22 protein-coding genes and 3 tRNA genes are annotated in these 23,168 nt (G+C 73.2%); 17 read left to right on the top strand and 8 right to left on the bottom strand.

Annotated elements, in window-relative coordinates:
- Nucleotides 1-8: 8 nt before the first annotated feature.
- Entirely contained in the window at nucleotides 9-1,289 is a 1,281-nt protein-coding gene (locus ACFYZR_RS02900; protein ID WP_391904024.1) for a hypothetical protein, read from the top strand.
- Between the two features lie 60 nt (nucleotides 1,290-1,349).
- Here the strand turns inward: ACFYZR_RS02900 and ACFYZR_RS02895 are convergent, their stop codons facing one another.
- On the bottom strand, nucleotides 1,350-3,221 hold the full coding sequence (locus ACFYZR_RS02895) for an APC family permease (RefSeq protein WP_391904021.1): 1,872 nt from the start codon (nucleotides 3,219-3,221) through the stop codon (nucleotides 1,350-1,352).
- Between the two features lie 224 nt (nucleotides 3,222-3,445).
- Here ACFYZR_RS02895 and ACFYZR_RS02890 point away from each other — a divergent pair, with 224 nt between their 5' ends.
- Nucleotides 3,446-4,036 (top strand): hypothetical protein, encoded by a 591-nt coding sequence (locus tag ACFYZR_RS02890; RefSeq protein ID WP_391904018.1) that lies wholly within the window; start codon nucleotides 3,446-3,448, stop codon nucleotides 4,034-4,036.
- Between the two features lie 93 nt (nucleotides 4,037-4,129).
- On the opposite strand, the gene ACFYZR_RS02885 is transcribed toward ACFYZR_RS02890, so the two are convergent.
- Complete coding sequence (locus ACFYZR_RS02885; protein WP_391904015.1) at nucleotides 4,130-5,047, bottom strand: oxidoreductase; 918 nt, start codon at nucleotides 5,045-5,047, stop codon at nucleotides 4,130-4,132.
- A 223-nt stretch (nucleotides 5,048-5,270) separates the two neighbouring features.
- On the opposite strand from ACFYZR_RS02885, the gene ACFYZR_RS02880 reads away from it, so the two are divergent.
- Complete coding sequence (locus ACFYZR_RS02880) at nucleotides 5,271-6,155, top strand: trypsin-like serine peptidase (RefSeq protein ID WP_391904012.1); 885 nt, start codon at nucleotides 5,271-5,273, stop codon at nucleotides 6,153-6,155.
- A gap of 95 nt (nucleotides 6,156-6,250) precedes the next feature.
- A complete protein-coding gene (locus tag ACFYZR_RS02875; protein ID WP_391904009.1) occupies nucleotides 6,251-7,321 on the top strand; it encodes a hypothetical protein in 1,071 nt (356 codons plus the stop codon).
- A 60-nt stretch (nucleotides 7,322-7,381) separates the two neighbouring features.
- Here the strand turns inward: ACFYZR_RS02875 and ACFYZR_RS02870 are convergent, their stop codons facing one another.
- Entirely contained in the window at nucleotides 7,382-8,104 is a 723-nt protein-coding gene (locus ACFYZR_RS02870) for a vancomycin high temperature exclusion protein (RefSeq protein WP_391904007.1), read from the bottom strand.
- 151 nt (nucleotides 8,105-8,255) lie between these two features.
- On the opposite strand from ACFYZR_RS02870, the gene ACFYZR_RS02865 reads away from it, so the two are divergent.
- The 4 genes from ACFYZR_RS02865 to ACFYZR_RS02850 all read left to right on the top strand — a co-directional run bounded on the left by ACFYZR_RS02865 (nucleotide 8,256) and on the right by ACFYZR_RS02850 (nucleotide 14,477).
- Nucleotides 8,256-9,620: a deoxyguanosinetriphosphate triphosphohydrolase gene (locus ACFYZR_RS02865; RefSeq protein ID WP_391904004.1), complete on the top strand. Its 1,365-nt coding sequence runs from the start codon at nucleotides 8,256-8,258 to the stop codon at nucleotides 9,618-9,620.
- Nucleotides 9,621-9,809: 189 nt separating this feature from the next.
- A complete protein-coding gene (locus ACFYZR_RS02860; RefSeq protein ID WP_391904002.1) occupies nucleotides 9,810-11,072 on the top strand; it encodes an NAD(P)/FAD-dependent oxidoreductase in 1,263 nt (420 codons plus the stop codon).
- A 45-nt stretch (nucleotides 11,073-11,117) separates the two neighbouring features.
- Entirely contained in the window at nucleotides 11,118-13,070 is a 1,953-nt protein-coding gene (dnaG, locus tag ACFYZR_RS02855) for a DNA primase (protein WP_391904000.1), read from the top strand.
- Nucleotides 13,071-13,403: 333 nt separating this feature from the next.
- Nucleotides 13,404-14,477 carry an RNA polymerase sigma factor gene (locus ACFYZR_RS02850; RefSeq protein ID WP_391903997.1) on the top strand — a complete coding sequence of 358 codons (1,074 nt, stop codon included), beginning with the start codon at nucleotides 13,404-13,406 and terminating at the stop codon, nucleotides 14,475-14,477.
- A gap of 18 nt (nucleotides 14,478-14,495) precedes the next feature.
- On the opposite strand, the gene ACFYZR_RS02845 is transcribed toward ACFYZR_RS02850, so the two are convergent.
- Entirely contained in the window at nucleotides 14,496-15,935 is a 1,440-nt protein-coding gene (locus ACFYZR_RS02845) for an FGGY family carbohydrate kinase (RefSeq protein ID WP_391903994.1), read from the bottom strand.
- Nucleotides 15,936-15,996: 61 nt separating this feature from the next.
- Nucleotides 15,997-16,287 carry a YtxH domain-containing protein gene (locus tag ACFYZR_RS02840; protein WP_391903992.1) on the bottom strand — a complete coding sequence of 97 codons (291 nt, stop codon included), beginning with the start codon at nucleotides 16,285-16,287 and terminating at the stop codon, nucleotides 15,997-15,999.
- Between the two features lie 193 nt (nucleotides 16,288-16,480).
- Here ACFYZR_RS02840 and ACFYZR_RS02835 point away from each other — a divergent pair.
- The 6 genes from ACFYZR_RS02835 (at nucleotide 16,481) to ACFYZR_RS02810 (ending at nucleotide 18,643) form a co-directional block, all read left to right on the top strand.
- Nucleotides 16,481-16,553 (top strand) — tRNA-Asn (locus ACFYZR_RS02835).
- Between the two features lie 5 nt (nucleotides 16,554-16,558).
- Nucleotides 16,559-16,631, top strand: a tRNA-Asn gene (locus ACFYZR_RS02830).
- A 190-nt stretch (nucleotides 16,632-16,821) separates the two neighbouring features.
- Nucleotides 16,822-16,895: transfer RNA gene (locus ACFYZR_RS02825), tRNA-Ile, on the top strand.
- Nucleotides 16,896-17,131: 236 nt separating this feature from the next.
- Entirely contained in the window at nucleotides 17,132-17,530 is a 399-nt protein-coding gene (gene trxA, locus ACFYZR_RS02820) for a thioredoxin (RefSeq protein ID WP_391903990.1), read from the top strand.
- On the top strand, nucleotides 17,523-18,125 hold the full coding sequence (locus ACFYZR_RS02815) for a histidine phosphatase family protein (protein ID WP_391903987.1): 603 nt from the start codon (nucleotides 17,523-17,525) through the stop codon (nucleotides 18,123-18,125). Before trxA ends, ACFYZR_RS02815 begins: the two co-directional genes overlap by 8 nt.
- A gap of 92 nt (nucleotides 18,126-18,217) precedes the next feature.
- A complete protein-coding gene (locus tag ACFYZR_RS02810) occupies nucleotides 18,218-18,643 on the top strand; it encodes an OsmC family peroxiredoxin (protein ID WP_391903985.1) in 426 nt (141 codons plus the stop codon).
- Nucleotides 18,644-18,661: 18 nt separating this feature from the next.
- Here ACFYZR_RS02810 and ACFYZR_RS02805 read toward each other — a convergent pair whose 3' ends face one another.
- A complete protein-coding gene (locus tag ACFYZR_RS02805) occupies nucleotides 18,662-19,225 on the bottom strand; it encodes a sortase domain-bontaining protein (protein ID WP_391903982.1) in 564 nt (187 codons plus the stop codon).
- Nucleotides 19,226-19,375: 150 nt separating this feature from the next.
- Entirely contained in the window at nucleotides 19,376-19,972 is a 597-nt protein-coding gene (locus tag ACFYZR_RS02800; RefSeq protein WP_391903980.1) for a hypothetical protein, read from the bottom strand.
- A gap of 173 nt (nucleotides 19,973-20,145) precedes the next feature.
- On the opposite strand from ACFYZR_RS02800, the gene ACFYZR_RS02795 reads away from it, so the two are divergent.
- The gene (locus ACFYZR_RS02795; RefSeq protein ID WP_391903977.1) at nucleotides 20,146-20,661 is read left to right on the top strand and encodes an isochorismatase family protein; all 516 of its coding nucleotides are present in this window, start codon (nucleotides 20,146-20,148) and stop codon (nucleotides 20,659-20,661) included.
- 75 nt (nucleotides 20,662-20,736) lie between these two features.
- Here the strand turns inward: ACFYZR_RS02795 and ACFYZR_RS02790 are convergent, their stop codons facing one another.
- Nucleotides 20,737-21,174, bottom strand: coding sequence for a MarR family winged helix-turn-helix transcriptional regulator (locus ACFYZR_RS02790; RefSeq protein ID WP_391903974.1), 438 nt, complete (start codon nucleotides 21,172-21,174; stop codon nucleotides 20,737-20,739).
- Between the two features lie 88 nt (nucleotides 21,175-21,262).
- On the opposite strand from ACFYZR_RS02790, the gene ACFYZR_RS02785 reads away from it, so the two are divergent.
- Together ACFYZR_RS02785 and ACFYZR_RS02780 are read left to right on the top strand one after the other, a co-directional pair.
- Nucleotides 21,263-22,288, top strand: coding sequence for an NADP-dependent oxidoreductase (locus ACFYZR_RS02785; protein ID WP_391903971.1), 1,026 nt, complete (start codon nucleotides 21,263-21,265; stop codon nucleotides 22,286-22,288).
- A gap of 41 nt (nucleotides 22,289-22,329) precedes the next feature.
- Nucleotides 22,330-23,160 carry an EI24 domain-containing protein gene (locus tag ACFYZR_RS02780; protein WP_391903968.1) on the top strand — a complete coding sequence of 277 codons (831 nt, stop codon included), beginning with the start codon at nucleotides 22,330-22,332 and terminating at the stop codon, nucleotides 23,158-23,160.
- Nucleotides 23,161-23,168 lie beyond the last annotated feature (8 nt).

The raw sequence follows: 23,168 nt of genomic DNA, 5'->3' as shown, positions 1-23,168 counted from the left end.
CCACTCCCGTGACCGATCCGGCCCCCCTCGGCCAGCCGCTGCTGGACTACGCCGTCATCACCGAGCCGTTCCCGCTGTACGCGGCGACCGAAGGCGCCCCGCCCACGACGCTCCACATCGTCGTCTCCAACGGCGGCACCGAGTCCGTCTACTGCCGGGAGATCTTCTTCTCCCTCCCGCACGGCGACCTCGCCCAGAGCCTGGTGGACGGCGACAAGGACGGCGACGGCAGCGCCACCGGCTGGACCGTGGAGCAGGTCGACCCGGGCACACCGGGCCTGGACATCGCCCTCCCGGAGGGCGAATACGAGCACTTCCGGGCCACGCACAAGGACGAGAAGGCGAAGGTGGACCGCTCCGGCATCACCATCACCCTCAAGAACCTGCGCATCAGCAAGGAGCCGGGCACGGCGCGGGTGGAGATCCGCGAGACGGCCACGAAGGATCTCGGCAACTGGCCGACGAGCGTGGGCTACACGACGTGCGCGCTGACGAAGTTCCCGGCGCCGGAGGTTCCGGTGCAGATCGTCAACGACTTCCGGGCGGACAAGCCGGAGGCGGCGTCGGGCGGCGACGTCCACCTCACGTGGCGCGGCCCGACGACGATCGACTACACGATCTCGTACGGCTCGGGCGCGAAGGCGGCCACCGGGCAGGAGAACACCATCCGCGACCTGGAGTGGAAGGGGACGGTCACCCGTGACACGACCTTCTACCTGACGTACACCGTCAACCAGGCCACGCACTGCCTGACGACGACGGTGACGGTCCCGGACCCGAGCCTGGCGGCGCTGCGCGTGGAGGGTGACGCGACGGTCGTCGGCTCGGCGACGGCCGGGTCGCTCACGGCGGTCGGCGCGGCCACGGTGGGCGGGGCGCTCACGGCGAACGATGCGGTCACGGTGGGGGCGAAGCTCACGGTGAGCGGTGATGCCTCCATCGGCGGGGCCACCGACATGAAGGCGCTGAGCGCGGACGGAGACCTCACCGTCACCGGCAACGCCTCGGTCAAGAAGGACCTGGACGTCGGTTCCGCCTGGGTATCTCCCTACAAGCTCAGCACCGGTGGCGGCAGCACGGTGAAGTTCGGGGAGGGCATCGACGTCTCGGGGACGGTATCGGCCTCAGGGATCTCTGTGACGGGCAAGTCCCTCGTCTTCCGCGGTGAGGCACACCGTTTGATTCACTACAGGTCCGACGGCGTGGACAACGGTTACAACCTGAACCAGATTGACAGTGGTGGGGTCTATTTGGCCGATGGCGGCGCCTCTGAGTTCTACTTCGAGTAGCGGTCACCGTCGAGGCGCCGGGGCCCCGCCCCTCACGGGCCGGGCCCCGGCGCCCTCGCGTCACCCCTGCGCCGCCCCGATCCGGAACCGCAACCGGCAGATCACCGCATCCGTGTCCCGCCGCACCGCGTGGGCGACCACGGCCCCGCGCTGGTTCTGGAGCAGCCGCTGCCACAGCCGCGCGGGCTCGACCTCCGGTATCAGGACCGTCACCCGGGTGTCAGGGTGACGGTCCGAGCGTTCGCGTACGTAGTCCACGATCGGCCGGCCCAGCGCGCGCGTCGGCGCGGGCAGTTCGACGAGATCCACGCCCGGGTTCCACAGCTCCCAGTCCCGCCGCAGCGACTCCGCCGCCCGCCGGCCCTCCGCGTCCGGCTGGGAAACCGTCACGGCCACGACCTCGTCGCCCAGCGACACGGCCGCCGTCAGCGCCTTGCTCGTCAGCCGGGAGAGGGACGACACCGGCACCACGACCACCGAGTGGCAGCGCCGCGGCGCCTCCGGCACCCGGCCCAGCTCCAGCCGCTCGCCGATCCGCTCGTACGCCCGGTGGACCACCTCGAAGGCCAGGACCAGTACCGGGAGCGCGACGACGATCAGCCAGGCGCCCTCCGCGAACTTCGTGGCCGTGACGACCACCGCCGAGACGCCCGTCAGCAGCGCGCCGAAGCCGTTGAGGACGGCTTTCCCCCGCCAGCCGGCGGAACGTTCCTCCCGCCAGTGCCGCACCATGCCGACCTGGCAGATGGTGAAGCCGACGAACACGCCGATCGCGAAGAGCGGCACGAGCGTGTTGACGTCGCCGCCCGAGAAGACCAGCAGCAGCGCGGAGACGGCGGCCAGGGCCAGCACGCCGTGGCGGTGGACCTGGCGGTCGGCCTTGAGGCCGAAGACGTGCGGCAGGTAGTTGTCGCGGGCCAGCAGGCCCATCAGGACCGGGAGTCCGCCGAAGGAGGTGTTCGCGGCCAGCGCCAGCAGCACGACCGTGGCGAACTGGACGACGTAGAACGCCCAGTTGTGGCCCAGCGAGGCGTCCGCGAGCTGGGCGAGGACGGTGACGCCCTCCACCGGCTGGAGGTGGAAGCGGCCGATCAGCACCGACAGGCCGATCAGCATGATGCCCAGCAGCGCGCCGAGGGCGACCTCCGTGCGCTGCGCACGCCGGGTGGCGGGGGCGCGGAAGGACGGGACGGCGTTGGCGACGGCCTCGACGCCGGTGAGCGCCGAGCAGCCCGCGGCGAACGCCTTCAGCAGCAGGAGCGCGCCGACGGCGGTGGCGTTCCCGGCCAGGGCGGAGGCGTGCCCGGCGGCGGCCTCGGTGCTCGCGGGGGCGGAGCGGAAGAGCCCCACGACGATCATGGCGAGGATCGAGCCCACGAAGACGGCGGTGGGGACGATGAACGCCTTGGCGGACTCCACGATGCCGCGCAGATTGACGCCGGTGACCAGGACCAGCACGGCCAGGCAGATCCACAGCCGGTCCGCGTAGAGGGAGGGGAAGGCCGAGGTCAGGGCGGCGACGCCGGCGGTGACCGAGACCGCCACGTTCAGCACGTAGTCCAGGACCAGGGAGGCCGCCGTGAAGAGGCTGGTGCGCCGGCCCAGGTGGCGCTTGGCGACCGCGTAGGAGCCGCCGCCGTCGGGGAAGGCCGCGATGACCTGCCGGTAGGAGGCGACGAGGACGGCCAGCAGGGCGGCGATCGCCAGCGTGACCGGCAGCGTGAAGCCGAGGCCGTGCGCCCCGGCCGCCGCCAGTACGAGGACGATCGACTCGGGCCCGTACGCCACCGACGCCATCGCGTCGAGCGACAGGGCCGCCAGGCCCTGGACGGCCGTCAGCCGGTGCCGGTCCTCGGCGGACCGCGCGGCGCCGGTATCAGGCGGCTCCTCGCCGGTGCCGGCGGCGTTCTCCGAATTGGCCAGCATGGACATGTTTTGTCGTACCTCCGTGGTGTCCGAGCGCTCAGCGTGCGCTCGCGTGGAGAGGGCCGCGACCGGCCTTGGCGGCCTCTTGGCGCGTTTTGGCGCTTTCCATACGAGTTATTGACGGGAGATACGGAAGAGGCGTCAGGGCGGCGCAAGGATTGGCCAAAGCCACGTCAGCACGCCGTCAACATCCCGCGCCGGGTTCAGTCAGCGGTTCTAGCGTCAGGAGCATGGGACGGCGACAGACGTTACGAGCGCGGCACGGTGGCTACGTACGACGGACGCACGCCGGGAAACCCGGAGAGCCCGGGGCGCCGGGGCGGGTCCTGGCCCTGGACCTCGGCTGGCGGCGCGAGGCCCGCTCGGCCTGGCTGTGCGGGCTGGGGCTCGGCGGGGCGCTGCTCCTCGCCGACGTCGCCCGGGGCAGCGTCAACTGGCCGCGCGGCGGCTGCTGGGCGGCCATCGGCGTGACCCTCGTCGCCGTGCTGTGGCCCGCGCGCGTCACGGCCGGCGAGAACTGGCTGGCGGTGCGGGGCCTGCTGCGCGAGCGCCGGGTACGCACCGATCTGCTCACCCGGGTGCGCAGATCGGACGGCATGTCACCACGGCTGGTGCTGCGGGACGTGGGCGGCAACCGCGTGGAGTTCGACCCCAAGGTCCTGACCGCGAACCCGCTGATCTGGCACCACCTCGACACGGGCGTGCGCCGCGCCCGCGAGACCGGCCTGCTGCGCGAGGGCGCGATGCCGCTGGGCGCGCTGGCGGACCGCATCGACGGCGAGGGCGCGCGCAGGCTGCTGCGGTCGGCGGGGCTGGAGTAGCGCCCGGCGTCCCCGCCTGGGGTGGCGTCCTGCGTCCCCGCCCGGCCCGGGGGCAGGTCCTGTCGGGCAGGTCCCGTCCCCGGAAAGCCCCGCTCAGGGATACGTCACGCCCGTCAGCCGTTCCGACACCGCCCACAGGCCCGCGCTCGCACGGTCGTCGCGCGTCCACCACGCCCGTACCGAGCGGGTGGGCGCGCCGCGCCACAGCTGGACCCGTGGGCCGATGAAGTCGTCCTGTCGTACGCCCGCCGCCGTGGCGGCGTAGAGCGACGGCAGCGCCCCGTCCTCCGCGCTCTGCGCGACGACGCGGTTCAGCAGCTCAGCGCCCCGCTCCATCCAGGCCCGCTCCTCCATCCGGGCGCCCGCTGTCTGGAGATTGGTCGCCGCGTACCCCGGATGCGCGGCCGCCGCCACGACGGCCCCGCCCTCGGTCGTCAGCCGGCGCGACAGCTCGTGCACGAACAGCAGATTGGCGCTCTTCGAACGGCCGTAGGCGATCCAGCGCCGGTAGCGGCGGTCCATCTGCACATCGCGCGGGTCGACCGTGCCGAGGAGGTGCAGCCCGCTGGAGACGGTCACCACCCGCGCCCCGGGCCCGGCGGCGCGCAGCCGGGGCAGCAGCAGGCCCGTCAGCGCGAAGTGGCCGAGGTGGTTGGTGCCGAACTGCATCTCGAAGCCGTCCACGGTCCTGCGCTGCGGCAGCGCCATCACCCCGGCGTTGTTCACCAGCAGATCGACGCGCTGGTCCGGAAGTTCCTTCTCGAAGGCCCGTACCGACGACAGGTCGGCGAGGTCGAGTTTCGCCAACCGCAGGTCAGCGTCCGGTACCTGAGCTCTCATCAGTTCCTCGGCGGCCTTGCCCCGGGTGGCGTCGCGGCAGGCCAGCACCACCCTCGCGCCCCGCCGGGCCAGTTCCCGCGCGGTCACATAGCCGATGCCGCTGTTGGCGCCGGTCACCACGGCGGTGCGGCCGCTCTGGTCGGGGATGTCCTTCGCGCTCCAGCCAGTCATGGCGCCGACAGTACTCGTGCCCGTGTCGAGCCACATGTGAGGGCCCGCGCGCCGGGGCGGCGCCGGAGGGAATTCATCGGTCATTCGCACTACCGACCTTCCGGAAAGCTGCTCGGTGCGCTGCGATCCCGGGTGTTGCGGTTAGCCTGTCGACAGCCTTCCTGACGTGGTGGGGGTGCCTGTGCGTTTCCTCCGGTGGTCCAGGGTCCCTTGGGTCCGGGCCGTGCTCGCGGGCCTGTACGTCGTCGTGCTCGCGGCCGCCGTGCCCAGGGGGGCCGGCGGGCACGGCCGGGGCGGCAACTGGTCCAGCGACGAGGCCCGCCGTTTCTGGGGGCCCACCCGTACGGCGGACACCGCCGACGCCGCCGACGGGGCGGACGGCGCCGCGAGCGGGGCCCGGCGGATCACCGGCAGCGCGCGCCACTTCGCCGGGGTGCCCTCGGTCGGCGTGCTCTTCTACGCCGGCGAGGACATGAAGGACCACCACTGCACGGCCAGCGTGGTGCACAGTCCCAAGGGCAACCTCATCGTCACCGCCGGGCACTGCGGCTTCGGCGAGGGCGCCTCCTTCGTCCCCGGCTACCGGCAGGGCGCGGGCGCCCAGCCGTACGGGGTGTGGACCGTGGACCGCGCCTTCACCGACCCCCGGCGCGACGACTACGGCGACGGCTCCGACCTGGACTTCGCCTTCGCCACGGTCAGGCCCGACGGCCGGGGCCGCCAGATCGAGCGGGTCACGGGCGCCAACCGGCTGGTCCGCACGCCCGGCTTCACCGATCTGGTCACCGTCATCGGCTATCCGAGCGCCGACAGCGACCCCGCCGACCAGGCCGTCCGCTGCACGGCCCTGACCGCCCGGCTGGAGGGCCACAACCAGCTGAGGATGCGCTGCGACGGCTTCTTCTCGGGCACCTCGGGCAGCCCCTGGCTCGTCCACTTCAGCGAGAAGACCGGAACGGGCGACCTCGTCGGCGTCCTCGGCGGTCTCAACGGCGGCGGGCCCGACGGCGAGGACGCCGACCGCGTCTCCTACAGCCCCGTCAACGACGACGAGATCTTCAAGCTCTACCTGGACGCGATCAACGGGCGCGAGCCCCGGCGCGATTGACGGGAACCCGCCAAGGTGGGGTGTTCCGGCCACGGCCCGGGGCGATGGCGAGCAGGGTGTTCCTTCTCATGCGAGAGCACGAAGAGGGGGCAGCGATGTCGAGCTGGAGACGTGCCGCGATCGCGGTGGCCACGCTGGTGGGCCTGCTGGCGCCGGCCGGAACCGCCACGGCGGGGCAGGGGGGAACCGACGGGCCCGGACGGGCGCGGCTGGACGCGCGGGTGATCGGCACCCTGGAGGACGGCTACGGCGCCCACGCCGTGAACAGGAACGGTGAGATCGTGTTCCGGAACCCGCAGGGCGAGTCCATGGTGTGGAACCTGAGGACGGGCGAGCACCGGACTCTCCAGGGCGGGAGCAACATCCTCCCCAGCGACATCACGGATGACGGCCGGGTCGTGGGCATCCACGGCACCGACGGCCTGCTCATCTGGGATGCCGACGGGACCCCGACCAGGATCGGCGTGCCCGCCGGACAGCAAGGGGTCCTCGGCTCATCCCCCCGGATATCCGATGACGGCACCGTGCTGCTCGCGGCCTACCACTACGTCCAGGCCGGGCCCCGCCCGCGGACCGTCGGCTCGTACTACCGGTGGCGGCCGGAGACGGGGTTCCGGGAACTGGCCCCGATGGTGCCCGGCGCCTCCGCCGCGGCCATCGACGACGAGGGCCTGATCGTCGGAAGCACCCCGGCGGTCGCGCCGCCCCTCGCGGCGGCCTGGCGGCCCGACGGCACGACGGAGACCTACGCCGCCAGTCCGGGACACACCTCGTGGACCTGGGCGAAGGGCGTCAACAACCGCGAGGTGCTCGTGGGCGGACAGCGGCGTGCGGACGGTGTGACGGTCACGCCGACGCGCTGGGACGACCCCGCGAACCCGGAGGAACTGACAGACCTGGGCTTCGGCGGCGAGGCGACCGGCATCAACGACCGGGGCTGGATCACCGGCTCCGTCCGGACGGACGCGACGGGCGGCGGCGGTGACGTCCCGGTGGTGTGGGACCCGCGTGGCGGGCTGCACCGGCTCGACGAGTCGCCGGTCCTCGGCACGGGCAGCACGCCGGTGGCGATCGAGGCGATCAACGACCGCGACCAGCTGCTGGTACGGGCCCGGAAGGGCGACGAGCGCGGGACTCCCTTCCTGGCGCTGGTCCAGCTCCACTGACCCCCGCCCGGTCACGGCCGCCCGGTCACGGCCTACCGGTCAAGGCCGTCCGGCCGAGGCCTACCGCCCCGCCGTCTCCAGTGCCCGTTCCACGCCCGGCTCGTGGGGGCCCAGGAAGGCCGGGCTGGGCCGTACGACCGCGTCCAGCGCGGCCTTGCCCGCGGCGAAGACCTCCCGGGCCCCGCCCGCCAGCCAGGTGACGTCGTGCTTCTCGCCCGCCCCGACGCCGTACGCGTCGATGCCGGCCGCCCCGCACAGCGCCACCGCGCGCCGTATGTGGAAGTCCTGGCTGATCAGGACCGCCCGGTCCACCCCGAAGACCCGCTTGGCGCGGGCGCAGGAGTCCCAGGTGTCGAAACCGGCGAAGTCGCTGACGATCCGGTCGTCGGGCACCCCGCGCCTCGTCAGATACGTGCGCATCGCGTCCGGTTCGTCGTAGTCGTCCCGGCTGTTGTCGCCCGTCACCAGCAGCACCCGGACCTTGCCCGCGCGGTACAGGTCCACCGCCGTGTCCAGGCGGTGGGCCAGGTACGGGGACGGCTCGCCGCCCCACAGGCCCGCGCCGAAGACCATGGCGACCGGGGCCTCCGGGACGTCACCGGCGGTCCGCACCCGGGGCGTGCCCGCCGTGTGCACCCAGGTCACGGGCAGGAGCGCCAGCACACAGGCCGCCATCACGCCCTGTACCGCCCGCCGCCGCCCGGCGACGGTCGTGGGCAGCCACGGCCCCCGGCGCAGCCGGTACCGCAGCCCGGGCAGCCCGGCACCGCTCGTCACACCCATATGGACCTCCCCCGTATCGCGAAGGGCCAACGTCGCGGCGGAGCCGCGGGTTCCCGGAGCACCCCGGCGCCGGCGCAGGCCCCTGCCGAGACCCCCGCGAGGACCCCCGCACGCATCGCTGCTGTCACACCCTGGGGCTACCGTCGGGGGTATGAACGGCAGCGCAGCAGGGCCCGTGACAGAGCAGGACGGCATCGCCGGATACGACCCGGCCGATCTGGAGCGGTGGGCGCCCGAGCCCGACAAACGGCCGGGCCGCACCGCCTTCCAGCGCGACCGGGCGCGGGTGCTGCACTCCGCCGCCCTGCGCCGGCTGGCCGGCAAGACCCAGGTGGTCACCCCGGGCACCAGCGCCCGCGGCTGGGACGCCAGCCCCCGCACCCGGCTGACGCACTCCCTGGAGTGCGCCCAGGTCGGCCGGGAGCTGGGCGCCGCCCTCGGCTGCGACCCCGATCTGGTGGAGGTCGCCTGCCTGGCCCACGACCTCGGCCATCCGCCCTTCGGCCACAACGGCGAGCAGGCGCTCAACGAAGTGGCCGGTCCCTGCGGCGGTTTCGAGGGCAACGCCCAGTCGCTGCGGCTGCTCACCCGCCTGGAGCCCAAGCGCTTCGTCACCGTCCCCGCCACCGGCGAGGTCGTCAGCGTCGGCCTCAATCTGACGCGCGCCGCCCTGGACGCCGCCACCAAGTACCCCTGGCCGCAGGGGGGCCACCCCACCGAGCCGGACTCCCGGAAGTTCGGCGTCTACGCCGACGACATGCCCGTCTTCGCCTGGCTGCGCCAGGGCGCCCCCGGCCACCGCCGCAGCTTCGAGGCCCAGGTCATGGACTGGGCCGACGACGTCGCCTACTCGGTGCACGACGTCGAGGACGGCCTCCACGCCGGCCACCTCGACCCGCATGTGCTGCTCGCCGAGTCCGAGCGCCGGGAGATCTTCGCCGTCGCCGCAGGCCGCTACGCCCCGGGCGCCGCCCCCGACGAGCTCTCCGACGCCCTCGACCGGCTCCTGGAACAGGAGTGGTGGCCGCACGGCTACGACGGCTCGGCCGTCTCCCAGGCCCGCCTGAAGGACGCGACGAGCCAGCTCATCGGCCGTTTCTGCCTGGCGGCGGAGGAGGCCACAAGGTCCGCATGGGGGTACCACCCAGGCCGTTCAGGCTCTGGGGGAGGGCCCGGTCGGCTCACCCGGTACCGGGCCGAGCTGGTCGTCCCCCGGGGCACCCGCCTGGAGTGCGCCGTGCTCAAGGCCGTCGCCGACCGCTATGTGATGCAGCGCGAGGACCAGGAGAAGCTCCGCGCCGAACAGCGCGTCGTCATCGCCGAGCTCGCCGAGGCCCTCGTGGCCCGCGCCCCCGACGGCCTCGACCCGCAGTTCCACTCCCTGTGGACCGAGGCGAAGGACGACGCCGGGCGGCTGCGCGCGGTCGTCGACCAGATCGCCGCCCTGACCGACAGCTCCGCCCGTTCCCTCCACGCCCGGCTCGTCGGCGGCGGGGCCGGCCGGCCCCGGCCGTGACCCGCCCGACCCCTTGCGGGGGCCGCCCCGTCCGGGGTACTCCCTCTACCGGCGGCACGCGGGGTACGGCACGCTCGGCGTTGGCGCCTTCCGCGGTGGTGCGGTCCGCCCGGAGGCGCGGCCCGCGGACGTGAGACCCGATGGCCGTACCACGCAGGGCGTGGCACGGCGGCAGCGAGGAGGCAGCAAGTGGTGGACGCGAACCAGACGTTCGTCATCGTCGGAGGAGGACTGGCCGGCGCCAAGGCGGCCGAGACCCTCCGGCAGGAGGGATTCACCGGCCGGGTGATCCTCATCTGCGACGAACGCGAGCACCCCTACGAGCGGCCGCCGCTCTCCAAGGGGTACCTCACGGGCCGCGACGCCCGGGACAGCGTCTTCGTCCACAAGCCCGACTGGTACGCCAAAGCCGACGTCGAGCTGCACCTCGGCCAGCCCGCCGTCCACCTCGACCGGGCCGCGAAGACCGTGCGCCTGGGCGACGGCACCCTCGTCCACTACGACAAGCTGCTGCTGGCCACCGGCGCCGAGCCCCGCCGCCTCGACATCCCCGGCACCGGCCTCGCCGGCGTCCACCACCTGCGCCGCCTCGCCCACGCCGAGCGGCTGCGCGGCGTGCTGTCCTCCCTCGGCCGGGACAACGGCCACCTCGTGATCGCCGGAGCCGGCTGGATCGGCCTGGAGGTCGCCGCCGCCGCCCGCGGCTACGGCGCCGAGGTCACCGTCGTCGAGCCGGAGCCCACCCCGCTGCACACCGTCCTCGGCCCCGAACTCGGCCAGCTGTTCACCGACCTCCACGCCGAGCACGGCGTCCGCTTCCACTTCGGCGCCCGCCTCACCGACATCGCCGGCCACGACGGCATGGTCCTGGCCGCCCGCACCGACGACGGCGAGGAGCACCCCGCCCACGACGTCCTCGCTGCCATCGGCGCCGCCCCCCGCACCGCCCTCGCCGAGGCCGCCGGCCTCGCCCTCGTCGACCGCGCCGACGGCGGCGGCATCGCCGTCGACGCCTCCCTGCGCACCTCCGACCCCGACATCTACGCCGCCGGCGACGTCGCCGCCGCCGAGCACCCCTGGCTGGGCACCCGGCTGCGCGTCGAGCACTGGGCCAACGCCCTGAACGAGGGCCCCGCCGCCGCCCGCGCCATGCTCGGCCAGGAGGTCTCCTACGACCGGGTGCCGTACTTCTTCTCCGACCAGTACGACGTCGGCATGGAGTACTCCGGCTACGCCCCGCCCGGCGCCTACGACCAGGTGGTCTGCCGGGGCGACGTCGGCAAGCGGGAGTTCATCGCCTTCTGGCTCGCCGAGGGCCGGGTCCTCGCCGGGATGAACGTCAATGTGTGGGACGTCACCGAGGACATCCAGAAACTCATCCGCGCCGGTGCCCGCCCGGACCTCGACGCCCTCGCCGACCCCTCCGTGCCGCTGCGGTCCTTCGTGCCGTAGCCGAGGGGGCTCGCGCTGTCGGTGCCCGGCCGTAGAATTCACGGCGTGGCAGGCAGGATCAACGATGACGACGTGAAGGCGGTCCGGGACGCGGTCCCGATCGACGCCGTCGTGTCCGAGTACCTCCAGCTGCGCAACGCGGGCGGCGGCAACCTCAAGGGCCTGTGCCCCTTCCACGACGAGAAGTCCCCGTCCTTCCAGGTCAGTCCCGCCAAGGGGCTCTTCTACTGCTTCGGCTGCCAGGAGGGCGGGGACACCGTCGACTTCGTCATGAAGATCGACCACCTCTCCTTCGCCGAGACGATCGAGCGCCTGGCCTCCCAGGCCGGCATCACCCTGCGCTACGAGGAGGGCGGCTACACCCCGGGCCGCCAGCAGGGCGAGCGCATCCGCCTGATCGAGGCCCACAAGATCGCCGCCCGGTTCTACGCGGACCAGCTGGCGAGCCCCGAGGCCGAGATCGGCCGGAAGTTCCTGGCGGGCCGCGGCTTCGACCAGGCCGCAGCCGAGCACTTCGGCGTGGGCTACAGCCCGGCCGGCTGGGACCACCTCACCCGCTTCCTGCGCGGCAAGGGCTTCTCCGACAAGGAGCTGCTGCTCTCCGGCCTCGCCCAGGACAGCCGCAGCGGCAAGCCCATCGACCGCTTCCGCGGCCGTCTGATGTGGCCCATCCGCGACATCACCGGCGAGGTCATCGGCTTCGGCGCCCGCAAGCTCCGCGACGACGACAACGGCCCGAAGTACCTCAACACCCCAGAGACGGCGATCTACAAGAAGTCGCACGTCCTCTACGGCATCGACCTCGCCAAGAAGGACATCGCCAAGACCAACCGCGCCGTGGTCGTCGAGGGCTACACCGACGTCATGGCCTGCCACCTGGCCGGCGTCACCACCGCCATCGCCACCTGCGGCACCGCGTTCGCGGGCGACCACGTGAAGATCCTGCGCCGACTGCTGATGGACAACTCCGGCGCGAAGGTGATCTTCACCTTCGACGGGGACGCGGCAGGGCAGCGCGCCGCCCTGCGCGCCTTCGAGGACGACCAGAAGTTCGCCGCGAGCACGAACATCGCCGTCAGCCCCGGCGGCATGGACCCCTGCGAGCTCCGCCTCGACCAGGGCGACGAAGCCGTACTACGGCTCGTCGAGGACAGCACGCCGCTGTTCGACTTCGCCATCCGTTCCACGGTGGCCCGGCACGACGTCAGCGCGCCCGAGGGCCAGGCGGCGGCACTGGAGGCGGCCGCCCCCATCGTCGCCAACATCAAGGACAGCTCCATCCGCCACCAGTACGCCGTGCGGCTGGCCGGCCTGCTGGGCATTCTCGACACGCAGTTCGTCGTCACGCGCGTGGGGCAGCTCGCCCGCTGGGCGCGCGAGCGCGGCGCCGGCCGGGCACAGGGCGGCCCCGCGGGCCGGGCGCAAAACGGCCCCGCAGGCGGGCCGCAAAGCGGTCCGGCGGGCCGGGCCCCCGGTGCGCCGCAGCCCACGGCAGCGGCCCCGCAGGGCCCGCGCGGGCCCGCGCTCAATCTGCGCAGCCCCGCCGCGCTCACCGAGCGCGAGCTGCTCAAGCTCGCCCTCCAGCACCCCCACCTGGTGGCCCCGGCCTTCGACGCCTACGGCGAGGACGAGTTCACCGCCGCCCCCTACGTGCTCGTGCGCCGCGCTATCGAGGCGGCCGGCGGTGTCACCCACGCCGACGCGGGCTATCTGGCGAAGGTCCGCGACGCCGCGCCCGACGACACCGTCCGGTCCCTGGTCACCGAGCTCGCCGTCGAGGCGATCCGCGCGAAGACCGTCGACGAGGGCTACGCGGGCGTCCAGCTCGTACAGGTGCGGCTGCGGGCCGTCGAGCGGCGCATCCAGGACGTCCAGGCCGGGCTCGTCCGCCTCGGCGACCGGCCGGATCCGGAGCACCTGGCGGCCGTGCAGAACGAGCTGTGGGTGCTCGAGCAGTACGGGCGGGCACTGAAGGACCGCGGGGCGGCGGCGCTCTAGCCGCGGGCCGTCCGTTGCCGGTCGCGCAGTTCCCCGCGCCCCTTCGGGGCGCGGTAACGCACCCCCGCCGTAAGCACCCGGTCACGGTCCGGGCTCAGAAAGTGAGCGCACGCCCCTCGTGGCGGGGACGCGTCGTGCCCCACACTGGTGGGCGGTGCCTCATGGGGGCCCGGAGCGCGGCAGGTCCGGTGTGCCGGACCGGAATCCCCCCGATGTCCGACGCCGCGCCGGCTCCCCGGCAGCCGTCGCGCCCGACCGCTCCGCCGTACGTCAAGCCGCACGTCCAGCCGCTCGTTCTGCCGCCTCAGCAGCGATCACCTGGAGGTCGCCCCCGTGCAGACCCGGACCCCGACCCTGAAGGCCCCGGCCCACCCGCTGGCGGCGGTGCCCCAGCAGGCCGAGCCGCCAGCGTCCGAGACCCTGGCCCTCCCCGACGATCCCGCCCCGGAGCCGGTCCCCGAACGGGCCGAACGGCCCGCACGGGCCGACACGAGCAGCCCCTCCTCCGACCTCTTCCGCCAGTACCTGAGGGAGATCGGCCGGATCCCGCTGCTCTCCGCCGCCGAGGAGGTGGAGCTCGCCCGCCGGGTCGAGGCGGGCCTGTTCGCCGAGGAGAAGCTCGGCAGCACCCCGGACCTCGACACCCAGCTCGCCCTCGACCTCGACCGGCTGGTCGTGCTCGGCAGGATGGCCAAGCGCCGTCTCATCGAGGCGAATCTGCGCCTCGTCGTCTCCGTCGCCAAGCGCTACATCGGCCGCGGGCTGACGATGCTCGACCTCGTCCAGGAGGGAAACCTCGGTCTCATCAGGGCGGTTGAGAAGTTCGACTACGCGCGCGGCTACAAGTTCTCGACGTACGCGACCTGGTGGATCCGTCAGGCGATGTCCCGGGCGCTGGCCGACCAGGCCCGGACCATCCGCGTCCCCGTCCACGTCGTCGAGCTGATCAACCGGGTGGTGCGCGTCCAGCGCCGGATGCTCCAGGAGCGCGGCTACGAACCCACCGCCGAGGAGGTCGCCGCCACCCTCGACCTGTCCGAGGAACGCGTCAGCGAGGTCCTGCGGCTGGCCCAGGAACCGGTGTCGCTGCACGCGCCCGTCGGCGAGGAGGACGACGTCGCCCTCGGCGACCTCATCGAGGACGGCGACGCCGCCTCGCCCGTCGAGTCGGCCGCCTTCCTGCTGCTGCGCGAACACCTGGAGGCCGTGCTCTCCACCCTCGGCGAGCGCGAGCGCAAGGTCGTCCAGCTGCGCTACGGGCTCGTCGACGGCCGGCCGCGCACCCTGGAGGAGATCGGCCGGATCTTCGGCGTCACCCGGGAGCGCATCCGCCAGATCGAGTCCAAGACCCTCAACAAGCTGCGCGACCACGCCTTCGCCGACCAGCTGCGCGGCTACCTGGACTGAGGCGCCCGCTCGCGGGGGCTACTGGACGGCGTCGAAGGCCCCGGGGTGGGTCTGCTCGCGCACGGTCGCGTACTGCTGGCGCACCGCCTGCCCGAGCGCCAGGTCCTCGCCCGCGACGTCGAAGACCGCGCTGGCCGCGGCGGGCCACAGCGGGGGCTGCTGCGGGGACAGCACGCCCTGCTGCGCGCCCAGCGCCCAGGCCGCCTGCCGGGCGGCGCCCAGCGCCGCGTAGTCGGCCGGCTGCGGCACGACGACCTGCGCCCCGAACAGCGACGGCGCGATCGCCTGCACGGCCGGCAGTTCGGCCGCCGCGCCCAGCAGGAACACCCGGCGCACCTCGACACCGCGCCCGCGCAGCACGTCCAGGGCGTCCGTGAGGCCGCACAGCATGCCCTCGAAGGCCGCCCGGGCCAGATGCTCGGGCTTCATGCTCTCGCGCCGCAGGCCGGCCAGCGTGCCCGCCGTGTGGGGCAGGTGGGGGGTCCGCTCGCCCTCCAGGTAGGGCAGGAGCACCAGCCCGTAGGAGCCGGCGGAGGAGCGCAGGGCGAGCTCGGAGAGGCCCGGCAGGTCCGTGCCGAGCATCTCGGCGGTGCCGCGCAGGACCCGCACGGCGTTGAGGGTGTGGACGACGGGCAGGTGCATGCCGGTCGCGTCGGCGAAGGACGTGATGGTGCCGGTCGCGTCCGCGAGCGCGGAGTGGTGCACGGCGAAGACGGAGCCCGAGGCGCCCAGCGAGACCACCGCGTCGCCCGGCCCCACGCCCAGCCCGAAGGCCGCCGCCATCGTCTCGCCCGTGCCGGCGGAGATCAGCAGGCCCTCGGGGGTGTGCCCGGCCGGCTCGGCGGGCCCGAGCACGTCCGGGAGCGTCGCCTGGCGGCCCAGGGCCAGCTCCACCAGATCGGGCCGCCACTCGCCCGTGGCCGCCGACCAGAAGCCCGTGCCGGAGGCGTCGCCGCGGTCGGTCGCGCACCGCACCGGGCGGCCCAGGAGCTGCCAGACCAGCCAGTCGTGCGGCTGGAGGACCATGGCCACCCGGGCCGCGGACTCCGGCTCGTTACGGGCCAGCCAGCGCAGCTTCGCCACGGCCTGCCCGGCCTGCGGCACCGAACCGACGGCCTCCGCCCACGCGGCCCGGCCGCCCAGGGCGTCGGTCAGCTCGGCCGCGGCGGCCTGGACGCGCTTGTCGTTGCCGAGGAGGGCGGGGCGGACGAGGACGCCGCCCGCGTCCAGCGTCAGCAGCCCGTGCTGCTGCGCGGCGACGCCGATGGCCTGGACGCCCTCCAGCACTCCGCCGGTGGCCGCCTCGCCCAGGGAGATCAGCCATGCCTGAGGGTCACCCTCCGGAGCGGACGCCGGATGGGGCGCGTAGCCCTGCCGCAGCACGGCTCCCGACTCCGCGTCGCAGACGACGACGCTCGTGCCCTCGGAGGAACTGCCCAACCCCGCGACTATGCCCATGCCGAGATGATGCCAAACCTTTCGGCTCCACCGGCATCCGGACGTGCCATTCGGGGGCCGGTCAGGTGTTGCTCGTGCCCCAGTCGTCCTCGAGGTCGCCCTGTCCCCGCTCGCGCAGGGAGCGGATCCGGTCCGCGACGGAGCCGGGCAGCCGGTCCCCCACCTTGTCGAAGGTCCGGGTGACCAGCGCCCGGCCGTTCACCGCGGCGGTCTCGGCGGTGTTGCGCACCGCCGGGTTCTGCGCGATCCGCCGCGCGCCCTTGCGCAGCTCCTCGTACCGCTCGCGCCCGGCGCGCGCGCCGAGGACGTACCCCACAGCCGCGCCGGTGATGAAGGTCAGCCGGTAGCGCATCGCGCCCGTCCTTCCGTTGGGTCCGCTGAGCCCGCCGCCCGGGCGCTTACCCGGCCGGGCCGAAGGTCACTCCAGGGGGCCGCGGGGATACCGATTGGCGGAGCACCCCCCTGCTTGCGCTAATGTATGTCTCGCAGCGAACGCACGCCGCCCGGGAGACCGGCCGGAGGAGCATTCGAGGCAAACGCGACAATCCCCTGTAGCTCAATTGGCAGAGCAGCCGGCTGTTAACCGGCAGGTTACTGGTTCGAGTCCAGTCGGGGGAGCGCGATCCTCTATAGCTCAATTGGCAGAGCAGCCGACTGTTAATCGGCAGGTTACTGGTTCGAGTCCAGTTGGAGGAGCAGAGAGATCAGGACCCCTCGGGGTCCTTTTTTCATGCCGGAAACCGCCGGAAGCGGGAACCGAACGGGCGTGATCGAAGTCCTCATGGTCAGACCGATCACACGATACGGACCCACCGGGGCAGCAGATCGTATGAGCGGCTATGCTGCGGCAGACGGCGCGCACAGTTGTGCGCGACGCGCCGTGAACGGGGCGGTAGCTCAGCCGGTTAGAGCAGCGGACTCATAATCCGTCGGCCGTGGGTTCGAGTCCCACCCGCCCCACACGCGCGGTTCAGGTGCAGAAACGATCTCGCCTGCCGTTTCGACGCCCCGACCGGGTACTCCCGGCCGGGGCGCGGTGTTTTCCGGGGGCGGTACGGGGTCGCGGCACCCGGTGTGACGCCGATCTCACCGGAATAGGCCGCCCTCCCCGCCTGTTGGCGTGCGTGGGCCACACTGGCCCGGACGCACGCGCGCAGGCACGTGGCAACGCGACAACCGGAAGCGGGAAGGCGCTCATGAGCAGCAGCACCGTGGAGCTCACCAAGGACAACTTCGACGAGGTCGTCTCCGGCAACGGATTCGTGCTCATCGACTTCTGGGCCGAGTGGTGCGGCCCGTGCCGGAACTTCGCGCCCGTGTTCGAGCGGGCGGCCGAGCGCCACCAGGACCTGGTCTTCGCGAAGGTGGACACCGAGGCCCAGCCCGAGCTCGCGGCCACGTTCGGGATCCGGTCGATCCCCACGCTGATGATCGTGCGGGACAACATCGCCGTCTACGCCCAGCCCGGCGCGCTGCCGGAGCCCGCGCTGGAGGACATCATCAAGCAGGCGCGGGCCCTGGACATGGACGAGGTGCGGGCCTCGGTGGAGCAGGCCCGGGCCGAGGGGGCGGCGGCTCCCGGCAGCGATGGGTGAGCTGCTGCTGATCCGGCACGGCGAGACGGCCTGGAGCCGGGACGGCCGGCACACCAGCTGGACGGACCTCCCGCTGACCGAGCGCGGGGAGCGGGAGGCCGAGGCGCTGCGCCCGGTGCTGGAGGGGCGCGACATCGCCCTGGTGCTCACCAGCCCCCGGATCAGGGCCGTGCGCACGGCCGAGCTGGCGGGGCTGAAGGGCGCGGAGACCGAGCCGGACCTGCGGGAGTGGGACTACGGCGGCTACGAGGGCGTCACCACGGCCGCCATCCAGCGGGACCGGCCGGGCTGGTTCCTCTTCGACGACGGGGTCGCGCCCGGTCCGCCGGAGCACCCCGGCGAGTCACCGGGGGAGGTCGGCGCCCGTGCCGACCGGGTGCTGGCCCGGATCGCCTCCCGCCTGGCGGACGGTGTCCCCGGCGACGTCGCGCTCGTCGCGCACGGGCACTTCCTGCGGGTGCTGACGGCTCGTAGGCTCGGGCTGCCGCCGTCGGCGGGCGCGCTGTTCCGGCTGGACACCGGCACGGTCAGCCGCATCGGCACCGAGCACGGCCGCCCCGCCCTGGTCGCCTGGAACGGGCGTGTCGGAGCCTGAGGGCGGCCGCCGGGCACAGAATGATCGGGCGGTCGTCCTGACACCGCTCTACGACCCGTACCGCATTACCCGTACTGCATAGAGGAGACAGCGTGGCCACCAACCGCATCGCCACCACCGTCTGGAACGGCGAGCTGATCAAGGGCAATGGCGAGATCGCCTTCGAGTCGTCCGGCATCGGGACGTACCCGGTCACCTGGGCCTCCCGCGCCGAGCAGGCCAATGGGAAGACCAGCCCGGAGGAGCTGATCGCGGCCGCCCACTCCAGCTGCTTCTCCATGGCCCTCTCGCACGCCCTGACCGGCGCCGGCACCCCGCCCACCCGGCTGGAGACCAAGGCCGAGGTGACCTTCCAGCCCGGCGAGGGCATCACCGGCATCCACCTCTCCGTCCGCGGCACGGTGCCGGGCCTGGACGAGGCGGGCTTCGCGGAGGCGGCCGAGGGCGCCAAGAAGAACTGCCCGGTCAGCCAGGCGCTCACCGGGACGACGATCACCCTGGACGCCGAGCTCGCCTGACGCCTCCCGCGTCGCCGGCTACGCGAGCCTCGCGTAGACGATCAGGTTCTCCGCCGGGCGACCGGCCGTGCCGAGGTCGCCCGCGCAGGTGACCAGGCGGAGCGCCTTCTCCTGGGTCTCCCCGTAGACCTTCCGCAGGGGGAAGGCGCTCTTGGCGACCTTCTCCGTGCCGGTGATCGTGAAGTGCAGTATCTTGCCGTCGCCGCGCTCGACGTCGATCACGTCGCCCTCCTGGATCCTGTGGAGGTCGCGGAAGACGGCCTTGCCGTCGCCGGTCGCGTCATGGCCGATGATCACGGCGGCGCCCCGGGTGCCCGGCTTGGCGCTGTCCCGGTACCAGCCCGCGGTCCTGCCCTTCTCCGGCGGCGGCCCCTGCACGGCGTCGTCGCCGTTCCTGCCCAGCCGTATCAGCGGGCTGTCCACGCCCAGGGACGGGATGGCGACCCGGGACGGCTCCTCGGCCTGCGCCGGACCGCCGATGGCCTTGCCGGTCCCGCCGCCCGGCGTACAGGCGGCGCCGAGCAGCACGGCGGCCAGCACCAGCAGCAGGGCCGTCAGGGAACGGGGCACGGACATGGGCATGCGCCCCAACCTAGGCCCTGCTCCGACGCCTCCGCCTCGGCCGAACGGCCATTCCGCCCTCGGTCCGGGAGCGCCCCGAAGGGGCGCGAGGAACTGCGCGACCAGCCACGACGCACCCGCGGACGACGTACCGGACATCCAACGGAACGCTCAAGGGATCAACCGCTGGAACAACCCCCACGTGAACTCCGCGACGTACTCCCTCCGCACCCCGCCCGCGTCCGGCGCCGTGAAGGCCAGCCGCCAGCGCGTCGGGGCGGTGCCCTCCATCGGCCGGGCGGGCGGGAAGGCGCGGGCGACCTCGTCCACCGTGCAGGACCAGGGCAGCAGCTCCTCGACCGTACGCGGCACGGCCGGCCCGGCCCCGGGCGCGCGGACCAGCCACTCGTTCCACACCGCGCCGCCGGGGGCGCTCAAAACCTCGAAGCGCAGCCCGGGCCAGAGCGGCACCGGCCAGGACGCCGCCTCGAAGGCCAGATCGCCGACGCGGCGCTCCCCGGTGCTCTCCGGCGGGCCCAGGACGGAGCGGTAGCGGGGCCCCGCGCCCCGGCCGCGCGGGGAGCGCGTCATGGCCTGCCAGCGGCGGTTGGCCTCACGCATCTCGGCGCGCCCGACGCCCAGTTCGCGCAGCGCGTCCTCGACCAGCCCGGGCTGGTGGTCGGCCATCCGGCGCAGCAGCACGAGCTGGAACTCCAGGGGTCCGAAGGCGGCGGCGGGCCCGGGGGCGGGCTCGGAAGACGGTCTCATGCGTGCCATCGTGGCGCACCCGCCCCGCCTTTCGGCAACGCATCGGAAAACCTCGGCGAGTTGCCGGCCGCGTGCCCCGAAGTCCCCCTTTCGCGGAAGCTTTACCTACCGGCAGCCGTGAGCTGGCCCGGAGGCCGCCCACGCCGAGGTCGCGGCCGGTACGGTCTGGGTCCATGACGGAACTCGACCCCCAGTGCACCGCACTCGTCCTCGTCGACCTCATGGAGCGCCTCGTGGCGTTGCCCCTCGCGCCCCACCCCGGCGACGAAGTGGCACGGGCGGCGGCGGAGTTGGCGCGTTCCTTCCGCAAGGCGGGGGCGCCGGTGGTGGTCGTCCGGGTGGAGCGGCCCGGCCTCGCCGAGCAGCCGCCCGGCAGCGGGCTGCTCGCGGGGGTCGCGGAGCCGGGGGACATCGAGATCGTCAAGCGGACCGTGGGCGCGTTCCACGGCACCGGGCTCGACGACCGGCTGCGCGAGCGCGGGGTGCGGACGCTGGTGCTCGCCGGGATCGCCACCAACCTCGGCGTGGAGTCGACCGGCCGGGCGGCCGCCGACCACGGCTACGAGCTCGTCTTCGTCGAGGACGCGATGAGCGCGCTGACGGCCGAGGAGCACCGGGCGTCGGTGGCGCTGGACATGCCGCGGCTGGGGACGGTCGTCACGGCGGGGGAACTGCGGCTGTCCGCGTAGGTCTGTACGCGTAGGTCTGTACGCGTAGCCCTCACCGGGCGGGCCGCTCGGGCCGCACGCGCGCTTTGGCGTCCGTCAGACCGGCTCGCCCAGCATCCGCTTCAGCAGGTCCCGCAGCGCGGCGCGTTCCGCCTCGGACAGCCCGGCCAGCGGCTCGCGCGCGAAGTGCAGCGACTCCCGCAGCCGGGCGGCCGTCCGGCGGCCCTCCTCCGTGGCCGCCGCGAGCTTGATCCGGCGGTCGTCCGGGTCCGGGCGGCGCTCGACCAGGTCCCGGGCCTCCAGCCGGTCGACGATCCCCGTGATGTTGGACGGCTCGCACTTCAGCTTCAGGGCGATCCGCCGCATCGGCAGCGGCTCCCGGGCCAGCAGGGCCAGGACGCGCGCCTGGGCGCCGGTGAGCGAGTGCCGGGCGGCCGCCTCCTCGTACTCCTCGTGGTAGCGCGCGACGACGGTCGCGATGAGGTCGACCACCTCAAGGGTCAGGGCGTCGGCGGGCTGCGGAGGGGGTGTCATGGGGACCAGACTAACCGGTTGCTTGACATAGTGAAATATCGATGCACATGATTGGTTGAGGTTCTTAAGTATCTGGAGGGTTGTTCCCATGACCGCCACAGCCGCCCGCATCCCCGAGACCGCCCGGGAATGGCACCTGGTCGCCCGCCCCGTGGGCTGGCCGAAGCCGGAGGACTTCGCTCTGCGCGAGGTCACCCTCCCCGAGGTCGGTGAGGGCCAGATCCTGGTCCGCAACATCCACCTGTCCGTCGACCCCTACATGCGCGGCCGCATGGACGAGCGCGAGTCCTACATCCCGCCGTACCAGCTGGACCAGCCGATGGACGGCGGCGCGGTCGGCGAGGTCGTGGCCTCCCGGGCCGAGGGCTTCGAGGTGGGCGACCACGTCCTCCACGGCCTCGGCTGGCGGGACTACGCGGTGGTCGACGCCGCCCGCGCCGTCAAGGTCGACCCCAAGGCTGCCCCGCTCTCCGCCTACCTCGGCGTGCTGGGCATGCCCGGCATGACCGCCTACGCGGGCCTGCTGGAGGTCGCCTCCTTCAAGGAGGGCGACACCGTCTTCGTCTCCGGCGCCGCCGGTGCCGTCGGCAGCCTCGTCGGCCAGATCGCCCGGCTCAAGGGTGCCGCGCGCGTCATCGGCAGCGCGGGCTCGGACGAGAAGGTCCGGGTGCTGCGCGAGGAGTACGGCTTCGACGCCGCCTTCAACTACAAGGACGGCCCGGTCGTCGAGCAGCTGAAGGAAGCGGCCCCCGACGGCATCGACGTCTACTTCGACAACGTCGGCGGCGAGCACCTCGAAGCGGCGCTGAGCGCCCTCAACCTCCACGGCCGCGTCACCATCTGCGGCATGATCGCCCAGTACAACGCCACCGAGCCCGTGCCCGGCCCGCGCAACATGGTCAACATCCTGGCCAAGCGGCTGCGCGTCCAGGGCATGATCGTCTCGGACCACAACGCGCTGCGCCCGCAGTTCGTCGAGGAGGTCGGCGGCTGGATCCGCTCCGGCGAGCTCAAGGTCCGCGAGACCGTTGTCGAGGGCATCGAGCACAACGTCGACGCGTTCCTCGGACTGCTGCGCGGGGAGAACACCGGCAAGATGATCGTCACGCTCTGACGGCACGGGGCCGCCCACCCCGGCGGCTACGATGTGCCGCCATGCGAGATCTAGTGACGGGCATGTCGTACCTGGTCAAGGGCCAGCGCTGGGTGGGGCGCAACCGCCGGCAGTGGGGCTTCGGGCTGCTGCCCGGGCTGATCACCCTGATCGGGTACGCGGCGGCGATGACCGTGCTCGTCCTCCGGTCCGACGACGTCGTCGACTGGGCGACGCCCTTCGCCGACGGCTGGGGCTTGCCCTGGCTCGGCCTCTTCCGCGGCGCACTGACGGCGCTGTTCTTCGGAGGCTGTCTGCTGCTGGCGCTGCTCTCCTTCACCGCGGTGACGCTGCTCGTCGGACAGCCCTTCTACGAGGCGCTGTCCGAGCGGGTCGACCTGGCGGAGGGCGGCAGCGCCCCGTCGTCCGGGCTGCCGCTCTGGCGGGAGCTGTGGATCTCGGCCCGTGAGAGCCTCGCCGTGCTCGTCCGGGCCGCGCTGTGGGGCGTCCTCTTCTTCGCCCTGGGCTTTGTGCCCTTCGTCGGCCAGACGGTGGTCCCGGCCATCGGCTTCTGCGTCTCCGGCTTCTTTCTGACAGAGGAACTCACGGCCGTCGCCCTGCAACGGCGAAGGGTTCCGCTGAAGGAGCGCCTGGAGCTGCTGCGCTCCCGCAAGCTGCTGGTGCTGGGCTTCGGAGTGCCGCTGACCCTGCTCTTCCTGGTGCCGCTCGTCGCGGTGTTCGTGATGCCGGGCGCCGTGGCCGGGGCGACGCTGCTGGCGCGGGACCTGACGGGGGAGACGGGGGAGGGGCCCTCGAACGCCGAAGGGTCCTCGGACGCCGAAGGGCCCTCGGACGCCGGAGGAGCCGACGTGGTCAGCCCCTCCGGCGTCTGAGCGACGAC

This window comes from Streptomyces sp. NPDC001678 (assembly GCF_042892945.1).
GTDB lineage: Bacteria > Actinomycetota > Actinomycetes > Streptomycetales > Streptomycetaceae > Streptomyces.
Note: the sequence above shows the minus strand (reverse complement) of the source record. Positions and strands in the feature narration are given on the sequence as shown.